The organism is Sphingomonas sp. SRS2, from assembly GCF_000971055.1.
GTDB lineage: Bacteria > Pseudomonadota > Alphaproteobacteria > Sphingomonadales > Sphingomonadaceae > Rhizorhabdus.
Genome location: NZ_LARW01000040.1, coordinates 1 through 23,891, shown reverse-complemented (window position 1 = coordinate 23,891; position 23,891 = coordinate 1). Strand labels below are relative to the sequence as shown.

Annotated in this window: 20 protein-coding genes; 15 read left to right on the top strand and 5 right to left on the bottom strand. The window is 62.1% G+C overall.

Annotated elements, in window-relative coordinates; all coding sequences use genetic code 11:
* Window positions 1–8: 8 nt before the first annotated feature.
* The gene (locus WP12_RS00800) at window positions 9–986 is read right to left on the bottom strand and encodes a glycosyltransferase family 2 protein (protein ID WP_046191860.1); all 978 of its coding nucleotides are present in this window, start codon (window positions 984–986) and stop codon (window positions 9–11) included.
* A gap of 130 nt (window positions 987–1,116) precedes the next feature.
* Between WP12_RS00800 and WP12_RS00795 the strand changes: the two genes are divergently transcribed.
* From WP12_RS00795 to WP12_RS00745, 11 genes are all read left to right on the top strand, one after another.
* Window positions 1,117–2,256 carry an NAD(P)/FAD-dependent oxidoreductase gene (locus WP12_RS00795; RefSeq protein ID WP_046191859.1) on the top strand — a complete coding sequence of 380 codons (1,140 nt, stop codon included), beginning with the start codon at window positions 1,117–1,119 and terminating at the stop codon, window positions 2,254–2,256.
* Between the two features lie 227 nt (window positions 2,257–2,483).
* The gene (locus WP12_RS00790) at window positions 2,484–3,491 is read left to right on the top strand and encodes a phosphoribosyltransferase family protein (RefSeq protein WP_046191858.1); all 1,008 of its coding nucleotides are present in this window, start codon (window positions 2,484–2,486) and stop codon (window positions 3,489–3,491) included.
* A 589-nt stretch (window positions 3,492–4,080) separates the two neighbouring features.
* Window positions 4,081–4,221, top strand: a complete 141-nt coding sequence (locus WP12_RS24635; protein ID WP_152663844.1) for a lasso RiPP family leader peptide-containing protein — start codon at window positions 4,081–4,083, stop codon at window positions 4,219–4,221.
* An 83-nt stretch (window positions 4,222–4,304) separates the two neighbouring features.
* On the top strand, window positions 4,305–4,610 hold the full coding sequence (locus WP12_RS00785; RefSeq protein ID WP_235398822.1) for a PqqD family protein: 306 nt from the start codon (window positions 4,305–4,307) through the stop codon (window positions 4,608–4,610).
* Complete coding sequence (locus tag WP12_RS00780; protein WP_046191857.1) at window positions 4,594–5,025, top strand: lasso peptide biosynthesis B2 protein; 432 nt, start codon at window positions 4,594–4,596, stop codon at window positions 5,023–5,025. Before WP12_RS00785 ends, WP12_RS00780 begins: the two co-directional genes overlap by 17 nt.
* Window positions 5,022–6,887 carry an asparagine synthase-related protein gene (locus tag WP12_RS00775; protein WP_046191856.1) on the top strand — a complete coding sequence of 622 codons (1,866 nt, stop codon included), beginning with the start codon at window positions 5,022–5,024 and terminating at the stop codon, window positions 6,885–6,887. The genes WP12_RS00780 and WP12_RS00775 overlap by 4 nt, the downstream gene beginning before the upstream one ends.
* Window positions 6,884–7,861, top strand: coding sequence for a serine kinase (locus WP12_RS00770; RefSeq protein ID WP_046191855.1), 978 nt, complete (start codon window positions 6,884–6,886; stop codon window positions 7,859–7,861). The genes WP12_RS00775 and WP12_RS00770 overlap by 4 nt, the downstream gene beginning before the upstream one ends.
* Complete coding sequence (locus WP12_RS00765) at window positions 7,858–9,636, top strand: ABC transporter ATP-binding protein (protein ID WP_046191854.1); 1,779 nt, start codon at window positions 7,858–7,860, stop codon at window positions 9,634–9,636. Before WP12_RS00770 ends, WP12_RS00765 begins: the two co-directional genes overlap by 4 nt.
* Window positions 9,626–10,834 (top strand): nucleotidyltransferase domain-containing protein, encoded by a 1,209-nt coding sequence (locus WP12_RS00760; RefSeq protein ID WP_160299113.1) that lies wholly within the window; start codon window positions 9,626–9,628, stop codon window positions 10,832–10,834. The genes WP12_RS00765 and WP12_RS00760 overlap by 11 nt, the downstream gene beginning before the upstream one ends.
* 195 nt (window positions 10,835–11,029) lie before the next feature.
* A complete protein-coding gene (locus WP12_RS23275) occupies window positions 11,030–12,682 on the top strand; it encodes a nucleoside hydrolase-like domain-containing protein (RefSeq protein ID WP_268794718.1) in 1,653 nt (550 codons plus the stop codon).
* A 195-nt stretch (window positions 12,683–12,877) separates the two neighbouring features.
* On the top strand, window positions 12,878–14,926 hold the full coding sequence (locus WP12_RS00745; protein ID WP_046191853.1) for a family 16 glycosylhydrolase: 2,049 nt from the start codon (window positions 12,878–12,880) through the stop codon (window positions 14,924–14,926).
* Between the two features lie 5 nt (window positions 14,927–14,931).
* Here WP12_RS00745 and glmS read toward each other — a convergent pair whose 3' ends face one another.
* On the bottom strand, window positions 14,932–16,758 hold the full coding sequence (gene glmS, locus WP12_RS00740) for a glutamine--fructose-6-phosphate transaminase (isomerizing) (RefSeq protein ID WP_046191852.1): 1,827 nt from the start codon (window positions 16,756–16,758) through the stop codon (window positions 14,932–14,934).
* Window positions 16,759–17,077: 319 nt separating this feature from the next.
* Window positions 17,078–18,436 carry a bifunctional UDP-N-acetylglucosamine diphosphorylase/glucosamine-1-phosphate N-acetyltransferase GlmU gene (gene glmU, locus WP12_RS00735; RefSeq protein ID WP_046191851.1) on the bottom strand — a complete coding sequence of 453 codons (1,359 nt, stop codon included), beginning with the start codon at window positions 18,434–18,436 and terminating at the stop codon, window positions 17,078–17,080.
* Between the two features lie 60 nt (window positions 18,437–18,496).
* Between glmU and gph the strand changes: the two genes are divergently transcribed.
* The gene (gph, locus tag WP12_RS26295; protein WP_160299109.1) at window positions 18,497–19,882 is read left to right on the top strand and encodes a phosphoglycolate phosphatase; all 1,386 of its coding nucleotides are present in this window, start codon (window positions 18,497–18,499) and stop codon (window positions 19,880–19,882) included.
* Here gph and WP12_RS00725 read toward each other — a convergent pair.
* Together WP12_RS00725 and WP12_RS00720 are read right to left on the bottom strand one after the other, a co-directional pair.
* Entirely contained in the window at window positions 19,872–21,260 is a 1,389-nt protein-coding gene (locus tag WP12_RS00725; RefSeq protein WP_046191985.1) for a cytochrome P450, read from the bottom strand. The two genes, gph and WP12_RS00725, sit on opposite strands and share 11 nt — an antisense overlap.
* A complete protein-coding gene (locus tag WP12_RS00720; RefSeq protein WP_046191850.1) occupies window positions 21,253–22,383 on the bottom strand; it encodes a hypothetical protein in 1,131 nt (376 codons plus the stop codon). The genes WP12_RS00725 and WP12_RS00720 overlap by 8 nt, the downstream gene beginning before the upstream one ends.
* 20 nt (window positions 22,384–22,403) lie before the next feature.
* Here WP12_RS00720 and WP12_RS00715 point away from each other — a divergent pair, with 20 nt between their 5' ends.
* The 3 genes from WP12_RS00715 to WP12_RS23820 form a co-directional block, all read left to right on the top strand.
* Window positions 22,404–22,688: a hypothetical protein gene (locus WP12_RS00715; RefSeq protein ID WP_046191849.1), complete on the top strand. Its 285-nt coding sequence runs from the start codon at window positions 22,404–22,406 to the stop codon at window positions 22,686–22,688.
* 283 nt (window positions 22,689–22,971) lie between these two features.
* Complete coding sequence (locus WP12_RS00710) at window positions 22,972–23,676, top strand: hypothetical protein (protein WP_046191848.1); 705 nt, start codon at window positions 22,972–22,974, stop codon at window positions 23,674–23,676.
* Window positions 23,677–23,730: 54 nt separating this feature from the next.
* On the top strand, window positions 23,731–23,891 hold a 161-nt coding region (locus tag WP12_RS23820; protein ID WP_152663831.1), incomplete at its 3' end, for a transposase.

The following is a 23,891-nucleotide window of genomic DNA, read 5'->3' as shown; positions in this document are numbered from 1 at the left end:
ACGCTGCGTCATGCCGCGGCGGTAGTGATAATCTGTTCGGTCATCATCATGAAGGACTGCCAGCCGCTCGTATCGATCGGCGCATCCGCAGCCTCGATCGTGGGACGGAAGATGATTCCCGACATCGTCCCCGTGGCGACGATCTTCGCCTTGCGAAACTGGCCGGTCAGCAACAATTTGCCCGCGATCTTCGCCTGTCGGAACAGGTGGCGGATAAAGGCGCCGGCCGATTGATAGTGGCGGACGTTGTAAGCCTGATTGCGCAGGAAATAATAATGATAGCCGATCCGGGTGGGATTGGTCTCGGTGCGGATATCGAGTTTGCCATCGAGCTGGCGAACATGGACGGCGCGGCTGTTGCCGACCAGATAGCCGGCCCGCTCGCGCGTGATCCGCGCGGTATATTCGGTATCCTCGCCCCAGATGAACATCGATGCGATCGGCAGGCCGAACTCGTCGAGCGTCGCGCGAGGCAGCAGGATCGACACGAAGGTCGCCCGCCGCACCGGCACCAGGCAGTGTTCGAGCAGTTCAGGCCAGTTCTGGTAGGACAGGCTGTTGCGGGCCAGGTCGATGTCGGGGACGTTGGTGACGATGCCGCCGGGGGTTCGCGCGGTCGAGATGACGAAAGGCGGATCGAGGTGTCGCGCGCGCAGCAGCGCGTCGGCATCGATCAGCCGTTCGAGCGCGTCGGGATCGGGCATCACGTCATCGTCCATCACCCAGATCGCGTCGGCCTGCGAGCGATAGGCCATCCGGATGCCCGCGTTGAAGCCGCCTGCCGCGCCGAGGTTCTTCGGCAGGATGTGAAGCTCGATCTTGTCCGACCAGTTCCGCGCCAGCATGTCTGCAGTGCCGTCGGTGCTGCCATTGTCGATGACCACGATTCGATCCACGGGATGGGACTGAGCCCCGATCGCGCGGAGGCAATCCTCCACCAGATCGCGTCGATTATAGGTGAGAACCACCGCGGAAACGGATCGCATAGCGCCTCCTATTGAACGCATGGCAACAACGACTGAAAGTGCATTACCATAGACGGATTGATGATACAAAGCATAAGGGATTTAATTCGTACAATATGTGACGGAGATCACGATCTCATGGGCCTAATCTATGTTGATGATTGATGTCGTCGTGATCGGTGGCGGCGTCGTTGGGCTATCTATTGCCCGGTCCTTCGCTGTTTTCGGCTACGAAACGATCATTGTCGATGGCGAGGCTGCGCATGGAACTTGGACGAGCTCAAGAAATAGTGAAGTGATCCACGCCGGTATTTATTATCCGCGTGGATCTCTTAAGGCATCGCTCTGCACACGCGGGCGGGCATTACTTTACAGATATTGCACCGATCATGATGTGCCGCACCGCCGCACCGGCAAGATCATCTTCGCTGCCGATGCCGCGCAGGCGATCCGCCTCGACGAGATAAAGATGGCTGCCGATGCCGCAGGCGTCGACGATCTGCGCCGTCTGTCTGCCCGCGAAGCTGCGGATATCGAACCCGAGCTCGTCTGCCATGAGGCGTTGCTGTCACCATCAACGGGAATCATCGACTCGCACGCTTATATGAACACCCTGCTGGGGGAGGCGGCCGCCCATGGCGCGATCTTCGCCGGGCGATCCACGGTCACGGGCCTCTCGCGCAGGTCCGGCGGCTGGGGTGTGCATATCAACGGTGAGCGCGAGCCGGCGGCGGTCGCCCGGTCGGTTGTCAATGCAGGGGGGCTGGCCGCCCATGATATTGCCCTTTCCACCGAGGGCCTCGCCGCCGAGCATGTTCCGGACATCCGCTATGCCCGCGGTGTCTACTTCACCTATTCGGGGCGCGTGCCGTTCCGGCATCTGATCTATCCGGTGCCGGTGCCGGGCGGCCTTGGCACGCATCTTACCCTCGACATGGCTGGCATGGCGCGCTTCGGCCCAGACGTCGAATGGATCGATGCGGTAGATTATACCGTCGATCCGGCGCGGGGGACGCAATTTCTCGCCGCCGCCCGACTGATCTGGGCGGGGATCGATGCCAACCGGCTGCAGCCTGGCTATGCCGGAGTGCGCCCCAAGATCGGCGGACCCGGATCCGCCGTCGCCGACTTCCGCATCGATGGGCCCGAGCGCCATGGCCTTCCCGGCCTGGTAAACCTGTTCGGGATCGAATCGCCCGGACTTACCGCGTCTCTCGCGATCGCCGAAGTCGTGGCTGCCCGTCTCGGCTTGGAGGCTGGCCCGGCAGGCTACCCGGCAAGCGTGCCGTAAACGCGCTTGAGCGTGCGGCCTGCGAGAGGGCGAGAGCCTTTGCGCGCTCTTGTCGTTGAGGCCCCGTCTGCAACCATTGGGCCCAAAGTCATACCGCTTTGCAGCATAGGCATTACCGCGCAGAAATAATGGTGTACCTTCAGATGGTTGGAGTTGCATGAAGCGCAATCGCGCCGTGCGGGGCAGGAAACAGGCTGAGAGTTGGGCTAAATGGAGTATCGCTCCCAATGGAATATCGCTCCTTTGCCGATCTGGCTGCGAGCATCACCCGCAACAGCTATCGACTACCGGCCGACGTCGATCTGATCGTCGGCATTCCGCGCAGCGGCATGCTCGCCGCCAACATGATGGCCACCCATCTTAACCTGCCGTTCGTCGATCTCGAAAGCTATCTCGCGGGCTTGCGACCGTTCGTTGGTCGAACGGTTCGCGACACGATGCGAGTCGATGGTTCGGAAACCCCGGGTCGCGTGCTCGTGGTGGACGACAGCATCTTGTCGGGTACGTCGATGGCGGAGGTGCGCAGTCGCATCGAAGCCGAACGGCCCGGCGCCGACGTCACCTATTGTGCGGTCTATGCCGTGCAGGAAGAACATCCCGAAATCGATGTGTGGCTGGAACTCGTCCAGCATCCCAGGATATTCCAGTGGAATCTGATGCGCCACAACCGGCTGGCCGATTCCTGCTTCGATATCGATGGTGTGCTCTGCCACGATCCTGCCGACGAGGATAATGACGACGGCGAGCGCTACCAGCAGTTCCTGCTCAATGCGCGGCCGCTGCTCCAGCCGGGGGTGCGGATCAAGCATCTGGTAACGAGCCGCCTCGAGAAATATCGCGCCGAAACCGAGAAATGGCTGCGCACCCATGCGGTTGATTACGAGAATCTGTGGATGCTGGACGGGGTCACGGCGGAGGAACGGCGGCGGCTCAAGCTTCACGCCATCCATAAGGCGAAGGTCTACCGGCGCACGAACGCCTGCCTGTTCGTGGAGAGTGATGACCGCCAGGCGGTGGAGATCGCCGAACTTAGTGGCCGTCCGGTGCTCAGCGTCGAGGGCCAGCGGATCACCTGGCCGACCAGCCGGACCGACGCGGCGCGGACGCGTTTCCAACGCGAAAAGGGTAATGGACAACCAGCCGGACAGGGGCTTCGGCAGGGCATCATTCAATTGATACGTCGTTCGCCGGCCGGCGCTGCTTTTGTCGAGCGATGGCGCTCGCTGCGGGTTTAGCACGCCGCCGACTCGGCGCGGCTGATCTGGCGGTGACGGTTAGGGGGTGAAATTGGCTGTCACGCGCCGCTGATACCGTTAAATGGCGTTACACATGGCGCGAACAATGCACCCTCTATCGTATCGCCTTCGCAACAAAGGCGTGGCCTCGTCAGATCGCACGATCCGGTCGATTCAGTAATATCACTTAGATTGTCGATAACGACCTTCACTCGCGTCGGCGCGCCAGCCTAATATATTTTTCCTATATACGGAACAAATCTCTTCGCAGGAGATATATTCTATATTGCGGTGCAATAAAGAGGCGTATCTCATCGTATATATTTAAATTAGTGGAGTTGCATTTCAATTTATTAAATTGTTACTGTGTAAATTCGAAGAGATTTGCCAAATTCGGTAATATTCGATCGTTATATTCAGGCAATAGTATTCCATTATATCTGGCTAAGGGCCAAGATGAATGGGCGATGTACTAACACCAACTTACCCATGATGTTGACAGTGTGCGGTTGGCGCAACACCCTTGGCTCGACTGCTTGAGCGCTTTGGCGTGCGAGATTGGTCAATGTGTGGAGCAAGGAGGTTGAAAATGTCCAAAGCTGACTATGAAACGCCTGAACTTATGGAGGTAGGATCGTTTGAGGCGGTGACGCAGGGTGGTGCCGACGGCACCGTGCTGGACGCGTCATTCTCCTCCGGAACGCCGGTTTCGGATCTGACTTTTTCCTGATCCTTTCGACGTTTCGAAAAGGCCAACTGCGGTGTTGCCGCAGTTGGCCGCCACACGCCCATAATTCGATCGGACCAAGGACCATGCCTCTCCCACTGGCAATATCCTCATCTTCGATTGTCGTGCCCGGCCGGGATGTCGTGTCCTGCGATCTGGACGGCGATGCGGTGCTGCTGGATCTCGACCGCAGCCGCTATTTCAAGCTGAATCGGGTGGGCGCCCATATCTGGACCGAACTCGGCAACCGTGCGACCGTAGGTGATCTCCGCCGGTCGGTCATGGAAAGTTTCGATGTCGATCCCGACCGTTGCGTGCGGGATATCGACAATCTGCTGTCAGCGCTGAGCGCCTCCGGACTCATCAAGATCGACGATGTTCCGGCTGCGTAGACGCATGGCGCTGGGCTGGCGTCATGGCCGGTTGCTGTTGCACTGTCTTCTGGTCGTTGTGCTGGTCCGCTTCGGATTGACCATGGTGGGCTATCAGCCATTGCTGCGCCGGATTGCACTGGCCGGCCGATCGCGCCGGTCCGCCACCAATGTTCCACTTATGATGTGGGCGATTCGCCATGCGGCGCGGCTCGTGCCGGCCGCCACCTGCCTGACCCAGGCGCTGGCAGGGCATTATCTCTGCCATCGGGCCGGCCACCTGACCGTCGTGCGGATCGGCGTCCAGCGCCGCGATGACGGCAGCGTCGCCGCCCACGCCTGGCTGATCGATGATGATCATGTTCTGATTGGTGGGCAGGAGGAGGATCTCGACCGTTTCACTACGCTGATCGACCTTCAGGGGGCGGCGCGATGAACGCGTTCGCGGGTATTTTCCGGCGTGACGGCGCGCCTGTCGCCGGAAGTGGGCTGGGCTCCGCTGAAGCCGCATTGCTCAGACGTGGCCTGCTGTACTGGCACCGCCGCTTCGACTGGGCGGTCGGGGCGTCGCTTCCGATCGACGGGCGCGATGATGCCTCGCCGATCGCCGTCGCGGCCGACGCCCGGCTCGACAATCGCGCCGAACTTGTCGCGGAGTTGGGTTTGTCCAGATCGCTGTTGGACCCGGCGATCATTGCTGCGGCCTATCGACGCTGGGGGGAAGATTGCCCCGAGCGGCTGGAGGGCGAGTTTGCCTTCATCCTCTACGATCGGAGGCGCGATATTCTGTTTTGCGCCCGCGATCATTTCGGTGTCCGGCCTTTCTACTATCATCTCGACGACCGGCTGTTCGCGGCCGCGACCATCACCTCTTTCCTGACTGCAATTCCCGCGATCGGCGATGAGCCGGACGAAGCGGGTATCGCCGACCTGATCGCAGGCGGCTATGCCGACCACAGCGTTACGATCCATCGCGGCATATGTCGGCTACCGCCCGGCCACGCGCTGACGGTGACGCGGACATCGTCGCGCATCACAGGCTTCTGGAAACCGTCGGACGTGTCGGTGGCAGAACACCGCAACGCACCCGAGACGTTCCGGACATTGTTTCGCGATGCGGTTGGTCGCCGGCTGGTCGAGCCATCTACAGGCGTAATGTTGAGTGGCGGCCTGGATTCATCGGCAGTCGCGCTGGAGGCAGCCGGCATTCGCCCGATGCGGAGCCTGTCGCTGACCCTCGATCGCACCCCCGGCTGGAACGAGCGCCCGCATATCGAAGCCATCCTCGAGACTGGCCGCTTCGAACCTGATTTCATCTCGGGCGATGACGATGACCCGCTTGCCGAACTCCCGGCGCTGCTCGATGAGCAGGAGGGCCCGTTCGTCGCCTATAATGTCAGCTTGTCGCGGCGCATCTATGCGCGGGCGGCGACTGCCGGCATCGCGGTGCTGCTCGATGGCCATGGTGGCGATGAGATCGTCTCGCACGGCCTCGGGCGGCTCAATGAACTGGCGACCGATGGGCAATGGCGCGATCTGTGGCGCGAAAGCGCGGGCATCGCGGGGATCTACGGCGTTTCGCCCTGGCAGATCATGTCGCCCTATCTAAGCCATATTGCTGGCGTCCGGGTGGTACGGCGGCGCTGGGACGAGGCGCGGACGAGATTGGGCTGGTCCGGCGAGGCACCGGCCTCTTCGGATGATCTGGTTGCGCCGGAACTGGCGGCCCGCGTCAATCTGTCCGACCGGCAGGATCGGTCGCCGGTACGGCGTTCGGCCCGGCACAGTGAACGCGACCTGCATATTGAAGCGCTTTCGGCCCCGCAGCAGGCCTATGGCTTCGAGATACTCGACCGGATGTCGGCGGCGGCCGGGGTGAGGAGCCGCTATCCCTTCTATGATCTGAAGCTCGCGAAGTTCTGCCTCTCGCTGCCATCGCGCGAAAAGCTGGCCGATGGCCTGCCACGGCGCGTGCTGCGAGAGGCGATGAAGGGAATTATGCCGGAAACGGTGCGACTGCGGCTGGACAAATATAATTTCGCTCCGGCGCTGGCCGATGCGCTGCTGCGCCGTCAGCAGCTGGTGTGCAACCTCGTCCGCGGCGATCGAGGCGGGGTAAGCGCTTATGTCGATATGGATATCGCCAAAGCGGCCCTCGACCGGCTGTTGGATAAGGGGCGCGGTGTCGATGGCGGCTCACTGTTCGCGGTCTGGCGAACGATCATGCTGGCGCTATGGCTGGAAAGGCGCGGACAGGGGCGTGTCTGGCCTGCGCAGCGCCAAGGTGTCGCGGCATGAAGAAGCTCAATCATGACGAGGTTGGGGCGGCGGCGACGATCCAGCATTCACCCGCCGCCGAATATTTCGCTTTCGGGCTAACGATCCGATCGCACATCCCCTTGCCCGAATTATCGCCGTCCGAACTGACCGGGCGAGATCCCGATATCCTCGTTCGCCTCGCTCCCTGCGGCCGGCCGCTTCCACCGAAGAGTGGGGGCGTGGTCATCGATCTCGATCCCTCGGGGGCGCATTATCTCGCCTGGCCCGGCGTCGCCGCCTTCCGTTTCGACGGAGTGCAGCGAATCGATATCGAGCCCTATCCCGATGTGCCGATGTCTTTCCTGGCATTCCCGCTGCTGGGGCCGGTGTTCGGGCTGCTTCTTCACCTTCGCGGACTGGTTCTGCTCCATGCCAGCGCGGTAGAAATTCATGGAATGAGCGCGGCCTTCGTCGGCGACAAGCTTGCGGGCAAGTCGACCACAGCGGGAGCCCTGATACGCGCGGGCCATCGGCTGTTGACCGACGATCTTCTTGCCGTCGACCTCGTCGATCCGATCGTTCCGCGAATCCTGCCTGCCTTCGCCCAGCTCAAGCTGTCGGACGAAAGCTCGACTGCGATTCCCTTGCCGAATGCCGAGGCGCTGCCGCTCGCTTATGCAGGCTTCGCCAAGCGCCAATATCGGCTCACCGCTTCGTCCTTCTCCCACCGGCAACTGCGCCTGGACCATGTTTTCATTCTCGATCGCGGCGGCGACAAGCCTGTCATAGAGCAGCTGGAAGGCTTCGAAGCCCTCGGCGCACTTATGCGCTTCTCCTATATCACCCGCTTCGGCAAAGCGTTGCTGTCTGGCCGTGCGGAGGCCGATCATCTTCAACGCTTCGCCCGCCTGACCCGCCAGATTGGTGTAGCGCGCCTGCGGATTCCCGCTGATCTTGGCCGCCTTGACGAAAGCGTACGGCTCGTCGAAGCGCTGGTGGGAGCCCGACGGTGATCGGACGGATCGGCGATTTTGCGCGCTTCATCTTCGTCCATACGCGCGGACGCGCGCTGCTCGCGCTGATCTTCCTGCTGCTCGGCGGACTGACCGAGGGCATGTCCATCCTGCTCTTGATCCCGCTGCTGCAGCTGGCGGGGCAGGGCGGCGGCGGCATGACAATGGCCGATCTCCCTCTCGTCGGTTCGTTATTCGCTCCCGGAGTGCATCTCGCGCTGTTGCCGTTGCTCGCCTGTTTTCTCGGCTTCGTCACGGTGCAGGCGGTCTTCACGCGCTTCCGCACGGTGCAGATGGCGCAGATGATGCAGGCCTGCGTCGATGATATCCGGCTGCGACTGTTCGGCGCCATCGGTGCGGCGCGCTGGCGGCTGATCGCGAAGAGCCGGCCGTCTGATATTCAGCAAGCGTTGTCGGGGGATATCGAGCGGATACGCGCCGCGACCTTCAACCTGCTGCTACTGGCGCAGGCGATCCTGATGATGGCGGTTTACGCCACGCTCGCGGCGGTCATCTCCTGGAAGATGACGCTGTTCGCGCTGGCGGTCGGCGGGGCGGTGCTCGTCGCGCTCTATCCCGTCCGCCGCCGCGCCGCGCATTTCGGACAGGTGCTGACCGCCTCGCTGCGGGAGCAGCAGCAGATGGTGTCGGATTTCCTCGGCGGCATGAAGCTCGCAAAAGCCTATAATGCGGAAGCGGGCTATGTCGCGCGATTGGGCGCCATGCTCGGCGATGTGCGGCGCGAGATGGTGCATTATGCGCGGGCGGCGGCGAACGGCGCACTGGTGTTTCAGGTCGCCGGCGCGGCTGCTGCGGTCGGCTTCATCTATGTCGCGGTGGCGATGCTTCATCTGCCGTTGCCACGTATCGCCGTGCTGCTGTTTCTGTTCGTGCGGATCGGGCCGCGCTTCACGACGATCCAGGATGCGATCCAGCAATTGCTGTCAAATCTCCCCGCCTTCGATAGCGCCCGGGCGATGACCGCCGGCTTTGAAGGCGATCGCGAAAGTGCGGAAGGGCTGGCGTTCGCCGCATTGCCGCCGCTCCGCCGCGAGATTCGCTTCGATCGCGTCAGCTTCCGTTATCCCGATGGTGACGACGACATATTGCGCGAGGCGAGCTTTGTGATCCCGGCCGGTGAGATCACGGCGATCACTGGCCCGTCGGGCAGCGGCAAGAGCACGATGGCCGACATGATCATGGGGCTGGCCGAACCGCGAACGGGGCAGGTGCTGATCGACGGTCGGCGGCTCGACGCCGCATCGCTGCGGTCTTGGCGCGAAAGGGTCGCCTATGTCCCGCAGGAGGTGTTCCTGCTAAACGACAGCATCGCCGCCAATCTGGCGTTGGCCGCGCCTGACGCGTCCGAAGCGGCGATGTGGGACGCACTGGAGGCGGGTGGCGCGGCGGGCTTCGTCAGGCTGCTGCCCGAGGGGCTGGCGACCATCGTGGCCGATCGCGGCATCCGACTGTCGGGCGGGGAGCGGCAGCGTATAGCGCTGGCCAGGGCGCTACTGCGTAAGCCGGACCTGCTTCTGCTCGACGAGGCGACAAGCGCGCTCGATCCGGAGAATGAGCGGTTGATCGTCAAGTCCCTCGAGCGGCTGAGGGGCGTGATGACGATCGTCACCATCGCCCATCGCGCGCAGATGACCATGTTGGCGGACCAGCTCATCACGATCGAACCCGGCCCCGATCGCGATGGCGTCATCGCCTTTCGCCCGCCGCAGCGCGCCACATCGCCAGCCGGAAGGCCCGCATCCCGTGGCGAGTGAGTCCCTGATCGGCGGCCTGTTGCCACGTGAGGGCGCGGCGATGCGCGTCGATGCCATCGACGAGACCTGGGACCGGTCATCAGCCGACACCGCCGCTGCCGACGATATGGCCCCCGGGCACACTGAGCGTGCATCCCAGCACAACGCGCTTCTTCGTCTGCTCGCTGCGGCGCTGGATTGCGTTCCTCGGCCCGAGCCCTGGCTCGACAAACGACTGGACTGGGATGCGCTGATCGCCGTTGCGGCGGCGGGGCGGCTGCTCACCCATGTCTATGAAGGCGCGATGATTTGCGGAATCGATGCACCCCAGTCGCTTCGCGACGCCGCGCGTGCGTTCCGGGGGCGGGCGCTGCTGGTCAACAGTGTCAATCTGTCGACCATCCAGCGCGTCACCGCGGCGCTCGATCAAAGCGGGCTTCCCTTCGTTCTGATCAAGGGCCCCCTCCAGCTTCACACCCTCTACGGCGATTATTTCATCCGCCCGTCGACGGACATCGACCTGCTCGTCGACGATCATGATTATGACCGCACGGCCAGCGCATTGGCGCGACTTGGTTATCGGGTCGCCCAACGCTGCGAATCACGTTGGTGGCGGCATTATCTGGGCGAACAGCACTTCATGGCGTCCGACGCGGCGCTTGCTACCGTCGACCTGCATCACCGCGTCCAGCAGCCAGGATGCCCAGCGCCGCGCGAACTCGCCACCTACATCCGCGATTCCTCGCGTGTTGGACTTGGGCATGCGGAGGTGCCGGTGCTGTCCGGCGTCCATGCCTGCCTGCTGATGGCCATCAGCTTCGTGAAGGCTGTCTATCACCGCGAACATTCGATGCGGTATCTGTGCGACCTGACGCGTATGCTGCGGGGAATGGACGAGAAGGAGCGCCTACGCCTCCTGCTCGCGGCAGACAGGCAGGGTCTGCGCAACCAGTTGATCTTCGCATGGCGGAGCGCCGCCGACCTTCTGTCGGTCGCATCGCCCCCGGTTCCGCCGCCCGAGGGCGCGGCCTTGATCGGGCGGGCGGAACTCGCCGTGATGACGCTGACGCCCGAGAGTGCCGCGATCCGTTGGCCCAGGCGGCGAGAGCTGCTGTGGCATCTGTGCGATCCGAGAGGCATGCTGGGCCGGCTGGGCCCCTATTCCCGGGAAGCGGCGTTCGCGGCGGCTGCTGAATATAGCCGCCTCCGAAACGATTGATCGTTTTCGTCGAATCGTTCGGCAGGCGAAAATATTACGCTACGGAAACCAAATTCCGAGGAAATTTGGGTGGTTCCGGAACGAGTCGGCCAAAAAATAGCTCGTCTCATACCTTCGTATAATCACAAGTGCACTAAGTAAGGTTATGTTAACCTAAGTTGGTTTGTTCACGAATTGCTAAAGAGGAGCAATCGTGTGGCAAATCCAAGAATTTTTATTACGACTGACATGCAAATGATTTCGGGAGTAAATTTGATCGACGGTGACAAAGATGATGTACAGTCGATGATTCATGCTCTTCTTTATCAAGATAAATATGAAATCGTGGGAATTGGCTCCAGTACTTCCTATTGGCAGCCTGGAAAGAACAGCGCTGAACTAATTCACCGTGTCCTCGACGTGTATGAAAAGGACGAAGGTGCGCTCGCGACGCGCAGCAGCGGGTTCAAGACCGCCGATGAGCTTCACGCGGTAACCTATCAGGGCACCAAGTCACTTGCTGGAAGCTCCGGCCTTGTTGCACCGACCGCCGCGTCGGCGGCGATCATCAAAGCTGCGCGCGATGCCGATGCCGATGGGGTTCCGCTCTATGTGACGGCCTGGGGCGGAATGGGCGATATTGCCCGCGCGCTTCATGATGCGCCTGATATCGCCGACACGATCCGGCTGCTCTCGGTGGCCGGCAAGGTGCAGGAGCCCAATGCCTACGCCTATATCAAAACGAATTTCGCCGGAAAGGGCGACCTGTGGTGGATCGACGAGGCGACTTCGCATCGTGGCGTCTATGGGACGCCCGACAGCAAGAACCCGATCTCAGACAGCTGGGCGTTGACCAATGCAAAGGGGCATGGCGCGCTCGGCACGATGTTTTACGACAATACCCAGGACGTGCGCGGCCTGGGCGGCAGCGTCGATGGGATGAAGATGGGGGATTCGCACACGATCTTCTACCTGATCGATTCCGCCAATAATAACGATCCGACCGCGGAGAGCTGGGGCGGGGAATATCGCAAGATCGGTGACAAATATTGGACCGATCGCAACGATAACGCCTTCAACTGGTCAAATACCGCGGGCGCACGAACCATCTACGAGGATCGTGCTGCCTGGACCTCGGATTTCGCCAAGCGGCTCGATTGGCTGAAGGATACCTCCTCATCCTCCTCCCCCCCCTCCTCCTCATCGTCGTTGCCCGCGACCACCAGCAAGACAGGCACGAGTGGGGATGATTCGATGCTGGGCACTTCAGCCAACAACACGCTGTCGGGTGGTGTGGGCAACGATACGATCGATGGCGCGGGCGGCAATGACCGGATGGTCGGGGGCGTCGGCAATGATCAATATCATGTCCGTCAGACCGGCGATGTCGTCGTAGAAAGCGCCGGTGAGGGGACCGATCTCGTCCATGCCTGGGTCAGCACGACGCTGTCTGACAATGTCGAGAATATGAACCTGCGCTCGGCGGCGGTGATCAACGGCACCGGCAATGCGCTGAACAACAACCTCCGCGGCAATAGCAGCGCCAACACCCTCGACGGCAAGGCGGGGAAGGATACGATCTACGGCGCGGAGGGTAATGACAGGATCATCGGTGGCACCGGCAACGACCTGCTGACAGGCGGTAAGGGGAATGACCTGTTCATCTTCAAGGCTGGCGATGGCGATGACGTGATTACCGATTTCGTGGCCGGGAAGACCGATGATCGCCTCCAGATCACCGGACACAGCGGCTACGACGCCAAGGCCCAAGTCGGCGCGGACACGCTGCTCACCTTTGGTAGCGACAGTATCCTGCTGAAGAATGTCGATGCGGACGACCTGACCAGCGCGGATTTCCTGTTCGCCTGAAGTTGATTATCGAGAGGGGGAGTTGTCGCGCCTAAGCTGGCGGACGCGACCTTTCGCCCCCTCTCGTCAACATTGCATCGGTTCGTCGCATAATCGTCGGAATTCTAACGAAAATTGTTCCGGCTCCGATACGCTTTTACTTTTCATTAACCTGATAAGCTCACCCAGAGGCTCGACCATAGCGGGCGGGATATCATGATCTATTCAGGTGAAATTGTCGGGGATTCTTCCTCGTCGACATACTCTATTGGTACGGTTGCGAAATATATTGTTGAGACGGCCGGTGGCGGCACCGACAAGGTTATCGCGCAAACCAACTATGTCCTCCCCGACAATGTCGAGAATCTGGAGATATGGGGCGCCTATGCCGGGGTGGGCAACGCCCTCGCCAACCGTATCATCGGTAATGGCGAGGCCAACCAGCTCGAGGGACGCGGCGGCAACGACACGCTGACCGGCGGCAACGGATCCGACATTTTCATTTTCGGCGCCGGGTCGGGGCGCGACGTCATCAACGACTTCACCGCTGGCAACACGGACGATGCCGACATCATCCGCCTGACGGGCCTGAGCAACTTCAAGAGCTTTCAGTCGGTGGTCGGCGCGATGACCCAGTCAGGTTCGGATGTCGAACTGCGCTTGTCCGGCAGCGACGTGGTGACGATCAAGGGCGCGACCGTAGCGAGCTTCACCGCGTCCAATTTCCAGTTGCCGCTCGATACGTCGAATCTAAAGCAGAGCTTTTCGGACGAGTTCAACACGCTCAATCTGTGGACCGGCGACAATAGCGGCGTCTGGAAGACCTGGTACGGCGGCGGCACCTACAAGAGCAACCTCGACAACCGCACGCTGCGCGGCAATGGCGAACTGCAGGTCTATGTCGATCCGCAGCTGAAAGGCACCGGCGCGGCCGAGCTCGGCCTCAACCCTTTCTCGCTCGATAACGGCATCCTGACGATCACCGCGACCAATACCTCCTCGTCCGCCGAAGCGGCGCTGTGGGGCTATGATTATATGTCCGGAGCGCTGACGACGCGCGGCACCTGGGGCCAGACCTACGGCTATTTCGAAGCGCGGCTCCAGCTGCCCGATGACAAGGGGGCCTGGCCCGCCTTCTGGCTGATGCCGACCGACGGCAGCTGGCCGCCCGAAATCGACATCATGGAAGCCTATGGCACCGAGCAGGCCGTGCAGACGCTGCACACCAAGCAAACCGGCTCGCACACCCAATCTTATACCAAAACCTTCGTCGATGGCGCGACCACCGGGATGCACACCTATGGCCTGCTGTGGACTGAGGACAAGCTGACCTGGTATATCGATGGCACCGAGGTGAAGACCGCCGACACGCCCGACGATATGCACAAGCCCTTCTACATGATGGTCAACCTTGCGGTGACGCCGGGCACCACCGGGCCGCTGCTGTCGGAGTATAAGATCGATTATATCCGCGCCTATAGCCTCACCGAAGCGCAGACGCCGGACCGGTCGGGTAATGACGTTCTCACTGGCGACGCTGGGCATAATCAAATCCAGGGCGGGGCGGGGGCCGACACCATCCGAGGCGGCGCGGGCAACGACCATCTTTTCGGCCAGTCGCCCAATGGCGGTACAGATGCGGCTGATATGGTCTATGGCGAGGGAGGCAGCGACTATATCCAGGGCAATGCCGGCAACGACACGCTCGATGGTGGCTCCGGATCGGACCGGATCAACGGTGGCGCGAATGACGACCTGATCTATGGCGGAACTGAAAATGACAGCGCCAACGGCAATCTTGGCAACGATATGGTCTATGGTGAAGGTGGCAACGATCTGCTGCGCGGCGGGCAGGGCAATGACATGCTCAGTGGCGGCGACGGCAACGACATGCTTTCGGGCGACCTGGGCGTCGATCAGCTGACGGGTGGCGCGGGCGTCGACCTGTTCATGTTCAGCGGGACCGGATCACCCATGGCGACGCCCGACACGGTCACCGACTTTCAAGACGGGGTGGATCATCTGTCGATCGGCTATATCCCGGCTACGGTGCTGACCGGCGCCGCGCAGGGAAGTCTGTCGGCGGCCTCGTCGCTGGCGCAGCAGCTGTTTGATGGTTTTGCGGGAGTAGGTGAGATTGCAGCCATTAAAGTCGGCGCGGACACATATCTCTTTTACGCAGGCAACGGCGGTGTAACGGCGGATAGCGCGGTCAATCTCGGCGCGTTGGATCCCGCGCTGATCTCGGTCGCGGACTTCCTGTAACGCCGCTATTCGACCGTCACCGACTTGGCGAGGTTGCGCGGCTGATCGACGTCGGTGCCTTTGGCCACCGCGACATGATAGGCGAGCAGCTGCACCGGGATCGCATATACGATCGGCGCGATCAGCGGGTGAACCTTGGGCATGGTGATCGTTGCCATGCAGCCTTCGCCCGCCGCCTGGATCCCGTCATAGTCGGAGATTAGCACCACCTTGCCGCCACGCGCCTGCACTTCCTGCATGTTCGACACCGTCTTGTCGAAGAGCGGGCCTGAAGGAGCGATCACGATCACCGGCACATTCTCGTCGATCAGGGCGATCGGGCCGTGCTTCATCTCGCCGGCGGCATAGCCTTCGGCGTGAATATAACTGATTTCCTTGAGCTTGAGCGCGCCTTCCAGCGCGATTGGATAATCGGTGCCACGGCCAAGATAGAGCACGTCGCGCGCGACCGCGATCACGCCGGCCATCGCCTCGATCGCCTCGTCATAGGCGAGCGCCCCGTTGATCGCGGCGGGGGCCTCCGACAGATGGCGGACGATCTCCTTCTCCTCGCTCGGCGAAAGCCGCCCCTTGGCACGGGCAAGGTTGGCGGCGAGCGCGGCGAGCACCGCGAGCTGGCAGGTGAAGGCCTTGGTAGATGCGACACCGATTTCGGGACCCGCATGGGTAGGCAGCAGCAGATCGGCCTCACGCGCCATGGTCGAGGTGGGGACGTTGACCACCACCGCGATCTTCTGTCCTTCCTCGCGGGCGTGGCGCAGCGCCGCCAGCGTATCGGCGGTCTCGCCCGACTGGCTGATGAACAGGGCGAGGCCGCCATCCTCCATCACCGGTGCGCGATAGCGGAACTCCGATGCGACATCGAGATCGACGGGCACGCGCGCGAATTGCTCGAACCAGTATTTGGCGACCATGCCGGCGTAGAAGCTGGTGCCGCAGGCGACGATGGTGACGCGCTTAATCGCCGCCAGATCGAAGTCCGGAACCGGCAGCGACACCTGATCCTCCAGACGGCGGACATAGGATTTCAGCGTCTGCGCCACCACGATCGGCTGCTCGTAGATTTCCTTGAGCATGAAATGGCGGTGGTTGCCCTTGTCGACCGAGAGGTTCGACACGCCCGAATTGACCACCGCGCGTTCGACCGGCTGGTCGTCGCGATCGTAGATCTGGGTCTGCTCGCGAGTTATGATGACCCAGTCGCCTTCCTCGAGATAGGCGATCTGCTGGGTCAGCGGAGCCAGCGCCAGCGCGTCGGAACCGAGATAAGTCTCCCCATTCTCGCCATAGCCGACGACCAGCGGTGATCCGAGCCGAGCGCCGATCAGCATATCGGGATTCTGACGGAACAGAATCGCCAGCGCGAATGCGCCGTGGAGGCGTTTGAGATTGGTCCGCACCGCTTCGACCGGATCCATCCCCGCCTCGACATCGGCGGAGATCAGGTGGGCAACGACTTCGGTGTCGGTCTGGCTCTGGAACGTGCGGCCCTTGGCGATCAGCTCGTCGCGCAGCGGCTTGAAGTTCTCGATGATGCCATTGTGGACGAGCGCCACTTCGCGGGTCGTGTGCGGGTGGGCATTGTCCTGGGTCGGTGCGCCATGCGTCGCCCAGCGGGTGTGGGCGATGCCGATCACGCCAGGCAGCGGTTCGGTGGCCAGCTTCTTCGCGAGGTTGTCGAGTTTGCCTTCCGCGCGGCGGCGCTCGAGCGCGCCATCGTGGACCGTGCAGATACCCGCCGAATCATAGCCGCGATATTCGAGCCGTCGAAGCCCTTCGAGCAGCCGGTCCGAGACGTCTTTCTTGCCCAAAATGCCGATAATGCCACACATCGACCAACGCCCCGCTAGACCACACCCAAGCCTGCTCAAAGCACTATTAGCGGAGGCTGGCAATCCGCCCCGTCACGCCGCCGCGCGCAGCCGGATAAGCCCTTCCGAAGCGCCGGCGGATGGAGCAGCACATTCTCCTCCGGATGTGCGCGCGCAGCCTTCCTATAAAGCCGCGGCGAAAGTTCAGCGCCGCGGCGAGGAAGGCCTTGCCGGTCGCGCCGATTGCATCTTCGCGTCTCGATATCGCCTCGACGGCCGCAGTGTAACGCGAAGTATTGCGCCGTCCTTTCGCGAAGAGGGTCGAAAGCCGTTAACCCGATTATTTTTTCTGAGATTTCTTGATCTTCATCGCCTCGCGGAAACGGGCGGCCCAGCCGGCGCGCATCTCCTGCTTGCCCCGCGCGACCGCCATAGCGTCGGCCTCGACATCACGGGTGATGACCGAGCCTGCACCGACGATCGCTCCGTCGCCGATCGTGACTGGGGCTACCAGCGCGCTGTTCGATCCGATGAACGCGCCTTCGCCGATGACCGTGCGATACTTCAGGAAGCCGTCATAATTGCAGGTGATCGTGCCTGCGCCGATATTCGCCTTCGCGCCGATATCCGCATCGCCGATATAGGACAGGTGGTTGGCCTTGGCGCCTTTGCCGAAGCGGCTATTCTTCACTTCTACGAAATTGCCGATCTTCGCGCTCTCGCCGATATCCGCGCCGGGCCGCAGCCGCGCATAGGGACCGATTTCCGCGCCGCTGCGCACGGTCGCGCCCTCTATGTGGCTGAAGGCGTGGAGCGTCACGCCGTCCCCGATCACCACCTTCGGGCCGAAGAAGACATTGGGCTCGATCATCACGTCGCGGCCGATCACCGTGTCGTGCGAGAACCAGACCGTTTCCGGTGCGATCAGCGTGGCGCCATCGGCCATCGCGGCCAGGCGGCGGCGCTGCTGCCATTCGGCTTCGACGGCTGCCAATTCAGCGCGGCTGTTGATGCCGGCCACTTCCCACGCTTCGGCTTCGATCACGACCGACCTTTGGCCGCCGGTGCGGGCGATGCGCACGATATCTGGCAGATAATATTCGCCCGCGACATTGTCGTTGCCGACCTGTGCGAGCAGTCGCCACAAGTCCCCGCCGCGCACCGCCATCAGACCCGAATTGCATAAGTCGATCGCGCGCTGCTCGGTGGTCGCATCCTTATATTCGATCATATCGTCGATCGTGCCGTCGCCGCGTGCGAGAATGCGGCCATAGGCGAGCGGATCGGCAGGGCGGAAGCCCAGCACCACCGCGACGGGGGCATTGTCGCCGTTCAACCGGTCGAGCATGCGGCGCATCGTGGCGGTAGGAACCAGTGGTACGTCCCCGTAGAGGATCAGGATATCGCCGTCGAAATCCTTGAGCGCGGCCTCGCCCTGCTGGACGGCATGGGCGGTGCCCAGTTGCGGATCCTGTGTCGCGACATCGACGCCGAACGGCGCGACGAACGCCTCGACCTGCTCGCGCCCTGCGCCGGTCACGACCAGCTTGCGTGCGGCGCCGAGTTCGTCGATCGCCGAGATCAAATGGCCGAGCATCGGCCGCCCGGCGATCGGGTGGAGCACCTTGTGGAGGTCGGATTTCATGCGCGTCCCCTTGCCGGCGGCAAGGATGAGCGCGGCGAAGGAGCGGCTCGTCATGCGACATCATCTGCCACGAAGCGCTTGCCTTTTCCATATGGGCCGGGTGAAGGGTCGGCCATGACAGCCGATTTCCCCTTCGACGTGGTCGCCTTCGATCTCGACGGCACGCTCGCCGACACCGCTCCCGATCTTACCGCCGCGCTCAACCACGCGTTGGGAGCACTGGGACGGCCGCCGGTGCCGGCCGAAGATGTCCGCCACATGGTCGGCCATGGCGCCCGCGCGCTGCTTCAGAAGGGGCTGGCCGCGACCGGGGAGATGACCGAGGGCCTGGTCGAACAAGGCTTCCCGATCTTCATCGACTATTATCTTGCGCATATCGCCGACGGTACGACGATCTTTCCGGGCCTGAATGCGGCGCTCGATCAGCTTGCCGCGCGCGGCGTTAAGCTCGCGGTCTGCACCAACAAGGCCGAGGGACTGGCGCGGCGCTGTATCGAAGAACTCGGCTGGGCCGATCGCTTTGACGCTCTGATCGGCGGCGACACCCTGCCGGTGCGCAAGCCCGATCCCGCCCCCCTGTTCGAGGCGATCGCGCGCTGCGGCGGAGGCAGGGCAGCTTACGTCGGCGATTCGATCACCGATACGGACACCGGCCGCAACGCCAATATCCCTACCATCGCGGTGAGTTTCGGCTTCTCCGATCGCCCGGTCGAGCAGCTCGACGCGACCGCGCTGATCGATCATTTCAACGATCTCATTCCGACGCTTGAACGGCTGGGGCAGGCGGAAAGCTGGCTTCGCTGCAATATCTGCGGATCGACCAGCTTCGTTGCGCGGCAGAAGCGCGGTCATGTCCAGTGCGCCGGCTGCGATTCCAACGAGCGGGCGCGGCTGATCTGGCTTATGCTCGAGACGCATGGCCTGTTGCGTCCGGGCCTGCGCGTGCTTCATCTCGCTCCGGAGCGGGCCTTTGCCGAGCGGCTGAGCGCCCTTTATGGCGAGGGATATGAGCCGGTCGATTACGATCCCGAACTCTACGATTATGTCCCTGACATCCGGAAGATCGATCTGGTCGAGGATGCGGCGAGGCTGCCCTCAGGCTATTATGACCTGATCATTCATTCGCATGTTATGGAGCATATACCCTGTAATATCACAGCGATACTCTACCATCTTCATAGATCGTTGAAGCCGCACGGCAAGCAGGTCTGTTGCGTACCGATCATCCGCGACGGTCATTATGCCGAGGATCTTGGGCCAATCACCCCCGAGGATGCGACCGCGCGTTTCGGGCAGGACGATCATGTCCGTACTTTTGGTGGAAACGATATCCAGCGCACGCTGGGCATGCTGTTCAAGCTGCCGGATGCTTATGACCTGACGCGTGATTTCGACGAGGCGACGCTGATCGGGCTTAATATTCCCCGGATCAACTGGCGGGGCTGGTCACCCAATTCGATCCTCGTGCTCGAAAAGGGCGATCTGCTGCTTACGCCCTAGTTTCGAACCATAGTCGCACCGCCTTCTTCGGCCGCAGCGTCAGCCGGCTCACCGGCTCAGGTCGGGCGATCTCGGGATAGCGCAGCCGGAAGCCCCGCACGATGCTCGCCAGGATCAGCATCCCCTCCTGCTGAGCAAAGCCCGCGCCGATGCAGATCCGCGGTCCCTTGCCGAACGGCATATAGGCCCGGCGGCAGGCCTCGGCCTCTTCGGGATCGTCGAAACGCTCGGGCGCAAAGGCGTGCGGGCATTTCCAGTTGTTGCGGTTGCGCTGGATCAGCCAGGGGGAGATCACGATCATCGCCCCCTTCTGGAGAAGCTTGTCGCGCAGTGTGATCGGCGCGGTCACTTCGCGGACGAGGAAGCTGACCGGCGGATATAGGCGCAGCGTCTCGCGGAACAGGTTGCGCACGCCGTTCATGCCCCGGAGATGCTCGAAGGCGATCGGCGCGCCACCAGTCTCGCCGTCGATCTCGCGGACCAGCGCATCCTGAAGATGCGGGCATTCCGACAGCAGGTAGAGCGACCAGGTCATAGCCGAAGCGGCGGTCTCGTGCCCCGCGAGGAAGATCGTCGAGACCTGCTCCATGATCTTGTCATAGCTGAAGGTCTCACCGGTCTCGGGGTGGCGGGCTTCGAGCAGCGACTGGAGAATATCCTCCTGCGCCGCGCCGCCGCCGCCATGCCAGGCGTCGTATCGTGCCCGCACGATCGGCCCGAATACGCCGTGGATATCAGCCGCTGCCCGCTTTGCACGCTTGCGGTAGCCGAGCAGCGGCAGGCCGTAGAGCTTGAGCATCGCCCCCGGCTGGATGTTCTTCTGATAGCGGTGGAACGAATGGTAGATATGGTCGGCGCTGGCCTGGTCGAGCTTCACCGAGAATATGGTGCGGTAAATGATGTCGGCTGCGACATGGGTCATCAGCGGGTCGACCTCGATCGGCCGGGATCGGTCCAGGGTCGCGATATGGGCGAGGAGGTCGTCCACAGCCGCCTGCATTGCCGGAAAGACGCGCTTGAGATTGGTGTGGGCAAAGGCCGGGTTGACCATCTCGCGCTGGTCCTCCCAATCCTTGCCGTTGGCCGAAAAGACGCTGTTGCCGATCAGGGGATCGAGCAGCTCGTTGAGAAACTCATGCTTGGGAAAGATCTTCTCGCGGTCGTCCATCACCCGATCGACCACCGCAAGGTCGTTGGCGATGAAGAAATCGAGCTTGGGCAGGCGGATTTCGCCCATCTGCATCGTGTAGCTCTTGTCGAACAGCGTATGGATCCAGCTGTTCCAGCCCGTCAAAAAGCGCTTGAAGAGCGAAGCCTTGCTCTTGTGCGGCACCGGGTAAGGCGGGGTGAAAAGCTGTGTATCTTGGCCGTCAGGCATCATTTTCGGCCCTGAATGCGGCGACCGACGCATCGAGTGGGCGTGGCCCCGCGCTGATCGCGATATAATCGAGCGGCGAGATGCGGTCGAAGGTCCGCAGATAATCGAAATGGGTCTCGTACTTGTTGCGCCGGCGCGCCTCATAGGTCGCCGGATCGCAATATTTGAACCAGCGTGGGCTGGTCTGGAACAGCCGGGCGCGGCGCGGCTGGGCGCAGCTGATACAGGGATCGATGCCGGCGATGCACGCGCCGTCGGTGATCGATCCGATGTCCAGCCAGCGGAAATCGCCCTGTCCCACGGTCTCCAGCAGCGCATGGAAGCGCTTGCTGTCCTTGCGGTTGCCGATCAACGCTATGCACGATCCCAAGGTAACGAGGCTGAACCGGTCGGGCAGCGCCCCGTTACAGGCTTCGAGCAGCCGCGCCATGATCGGCACGGCCATGATCGATCCATTGCTGTGGGTGACGAACAATATTTCGTCCCACTGCTCGTCAAAGCTGGCGCGGATCTGGTCGGCGAACTCGGCCATGCGTTCGTCGACATCAGCGGGCAGGCGGCTTCCCGCCAGCGTGTCGTTGAAGATGATGAAGCGCAGCAGCCAGAAGCCCTGTATTTTCTTCACCACGAACATCGCGACCGCCACGCCGATCACCGCCGCCGCGATCAATCCCCAGCGCCAACCCAGCAGGGCCCCGAACGGCAGGGCCAGGATGATCCCGAACAGGATCGGGAGTAATATTGTAGATATTCCAGGATAATAGAATGCGAACCTGACTCCGAATGGGAAACTCTTGACGATCGGCCAGTCGAGCAGCCGGGTGAAATTCCAGTAAGCGATCAGCGAGCGCTTCAGCAGCGCGAGCGGATTTTTCGCCCAATGCGTGCGGACCACGTCGTCCCAGCCGAGAAAGGCATAGTCGGTCTCGACCCCAGTGGTCCTGTCTTCGATCGTCCAGCCGGTCGAATGCGGGGGAAGGCGGCGGCGCTTGCCGACGCTCACCGCGCTGCCCGATGTGCGGTTATACGCCTCCGCCTGCTCGGCGAAGAGCTGATGGTAGAAACGCGCGCCTCTCGGGTCGAAACCGCTCAGATAGAAGATTTTGCGCTTGAACGCCGGCATCGCCGCTGCTTACTCGCCCCATGGCTGACAAACAGCGTCGCTACTGCATCTTCATGGACGGCTCCAAGCATAATCGAAATGCTGGCTGCCGCGCCCATGACAACGCCTATGGCATATATGGCGGCGGTAGCGAGCGTGACCGGCGCAACGCCGACCTTGCGCTATATCGGCATATGCGCGCGAACCGTGACTGGCTGGCCCCGCTGGTACTGTTCTTCACCACCTTCTACGGCTGGTTCTTCTTCAACTATCATGGCCGCCCGTGGCGGGGGCAACTGATCCGGAAGATTTTCCCGGGCTATTGAAATGACCGCCTATAAAGGGCTGTCGCGGAACTGTCCGATCCGCTGCTCGAGCCTTTTGATCACGATCTCGCGGCCGGCTTGCCGATGAACATCAGCGCGGGCGGATGGTTGGATCGTCGGCGGCGAAAATCTGCGCCGCGCCGCGCGCCGTTATTGAAGCGGGTAGGGCGCCGAAGTCGACAAGGATCTGGTGAACCACCGATTGAGAGGTCGAGGCGACTCTCGAGGCACTGTGGGCGTACCGATTGCCCGGCCGCTTCCGGGCCTCTAGGCTCCCGCCCCGATGAGCATTGGGGATAACATCATTGCGGTATATTGTCGCGCGGGCGCATTCGCCCGCGCGATGCCGCTGGTCGTCGCGCTCCCGATCGCTGTCGAGGCGGCGCGTCATGCGGCGATCGTTCGTGGATGGACATCGCGCGACGCTGCGCTCGGCTTCACGCTCCTGAGTACGCTCACGATGCTCACAGTACTCGTCGCCGCGGTGCGGTGGTGGCGATTCGATGGCGATGGTGATCGGGTGTGGCGGCTGGAGTGGCGCGTCCTGTGGGGCGTCCTCCTCATGATGACGATCCAGCTGATCGACGAAATATTGTTCACTACGGCCGGGCATATTTTCGCCGATCTGGCGGGCGGAGGACGCATGTTCTTCGTTGGCGGCGCGCAATTGCTCTGGCTGTTCGTCTCGGTGCCGCTCTTTCCCTGGTATGTCGCAATGATGAGCGAGGATATGCTGACATTGCCGCAATCGCTCAAGGCGATCCGGCCACGCTGGTTCCACATTTTCGGCGTCATCTTCGGCGCTTTGCTGCCGATCCTGGCGATCGGTTCGGCGGTGCGGTCGCTGTCGCCGGACGGCGGCCTCGAACAGGCGGTGGTGGCGCTGATCAGCGGCGTCGTGATCGCCACGACGATGCTGATCACCGACTCCGCCTATTTCGCCGCCTACCGGATCGTGCGCCCGCCGGCTGACGCAGGCGTCGCCTAGGGGTTGTGGGGATTTAGGATTCACATTTTTGGGGAGATGTGATTCACACTTTGGATGGAACGCTTCGTACTGACCGACGCCCAGTGGGCAAAGATGGAACCGCATTGTCTGGGTAAGCCGACCGACCCGGGACGAAGCGGGAGGAACAACCGTCTATTTTTGGAGGCAGTGCTATGGATTGTCCGGACGGGCAGTCCATGGCGTGATCTGCCGAC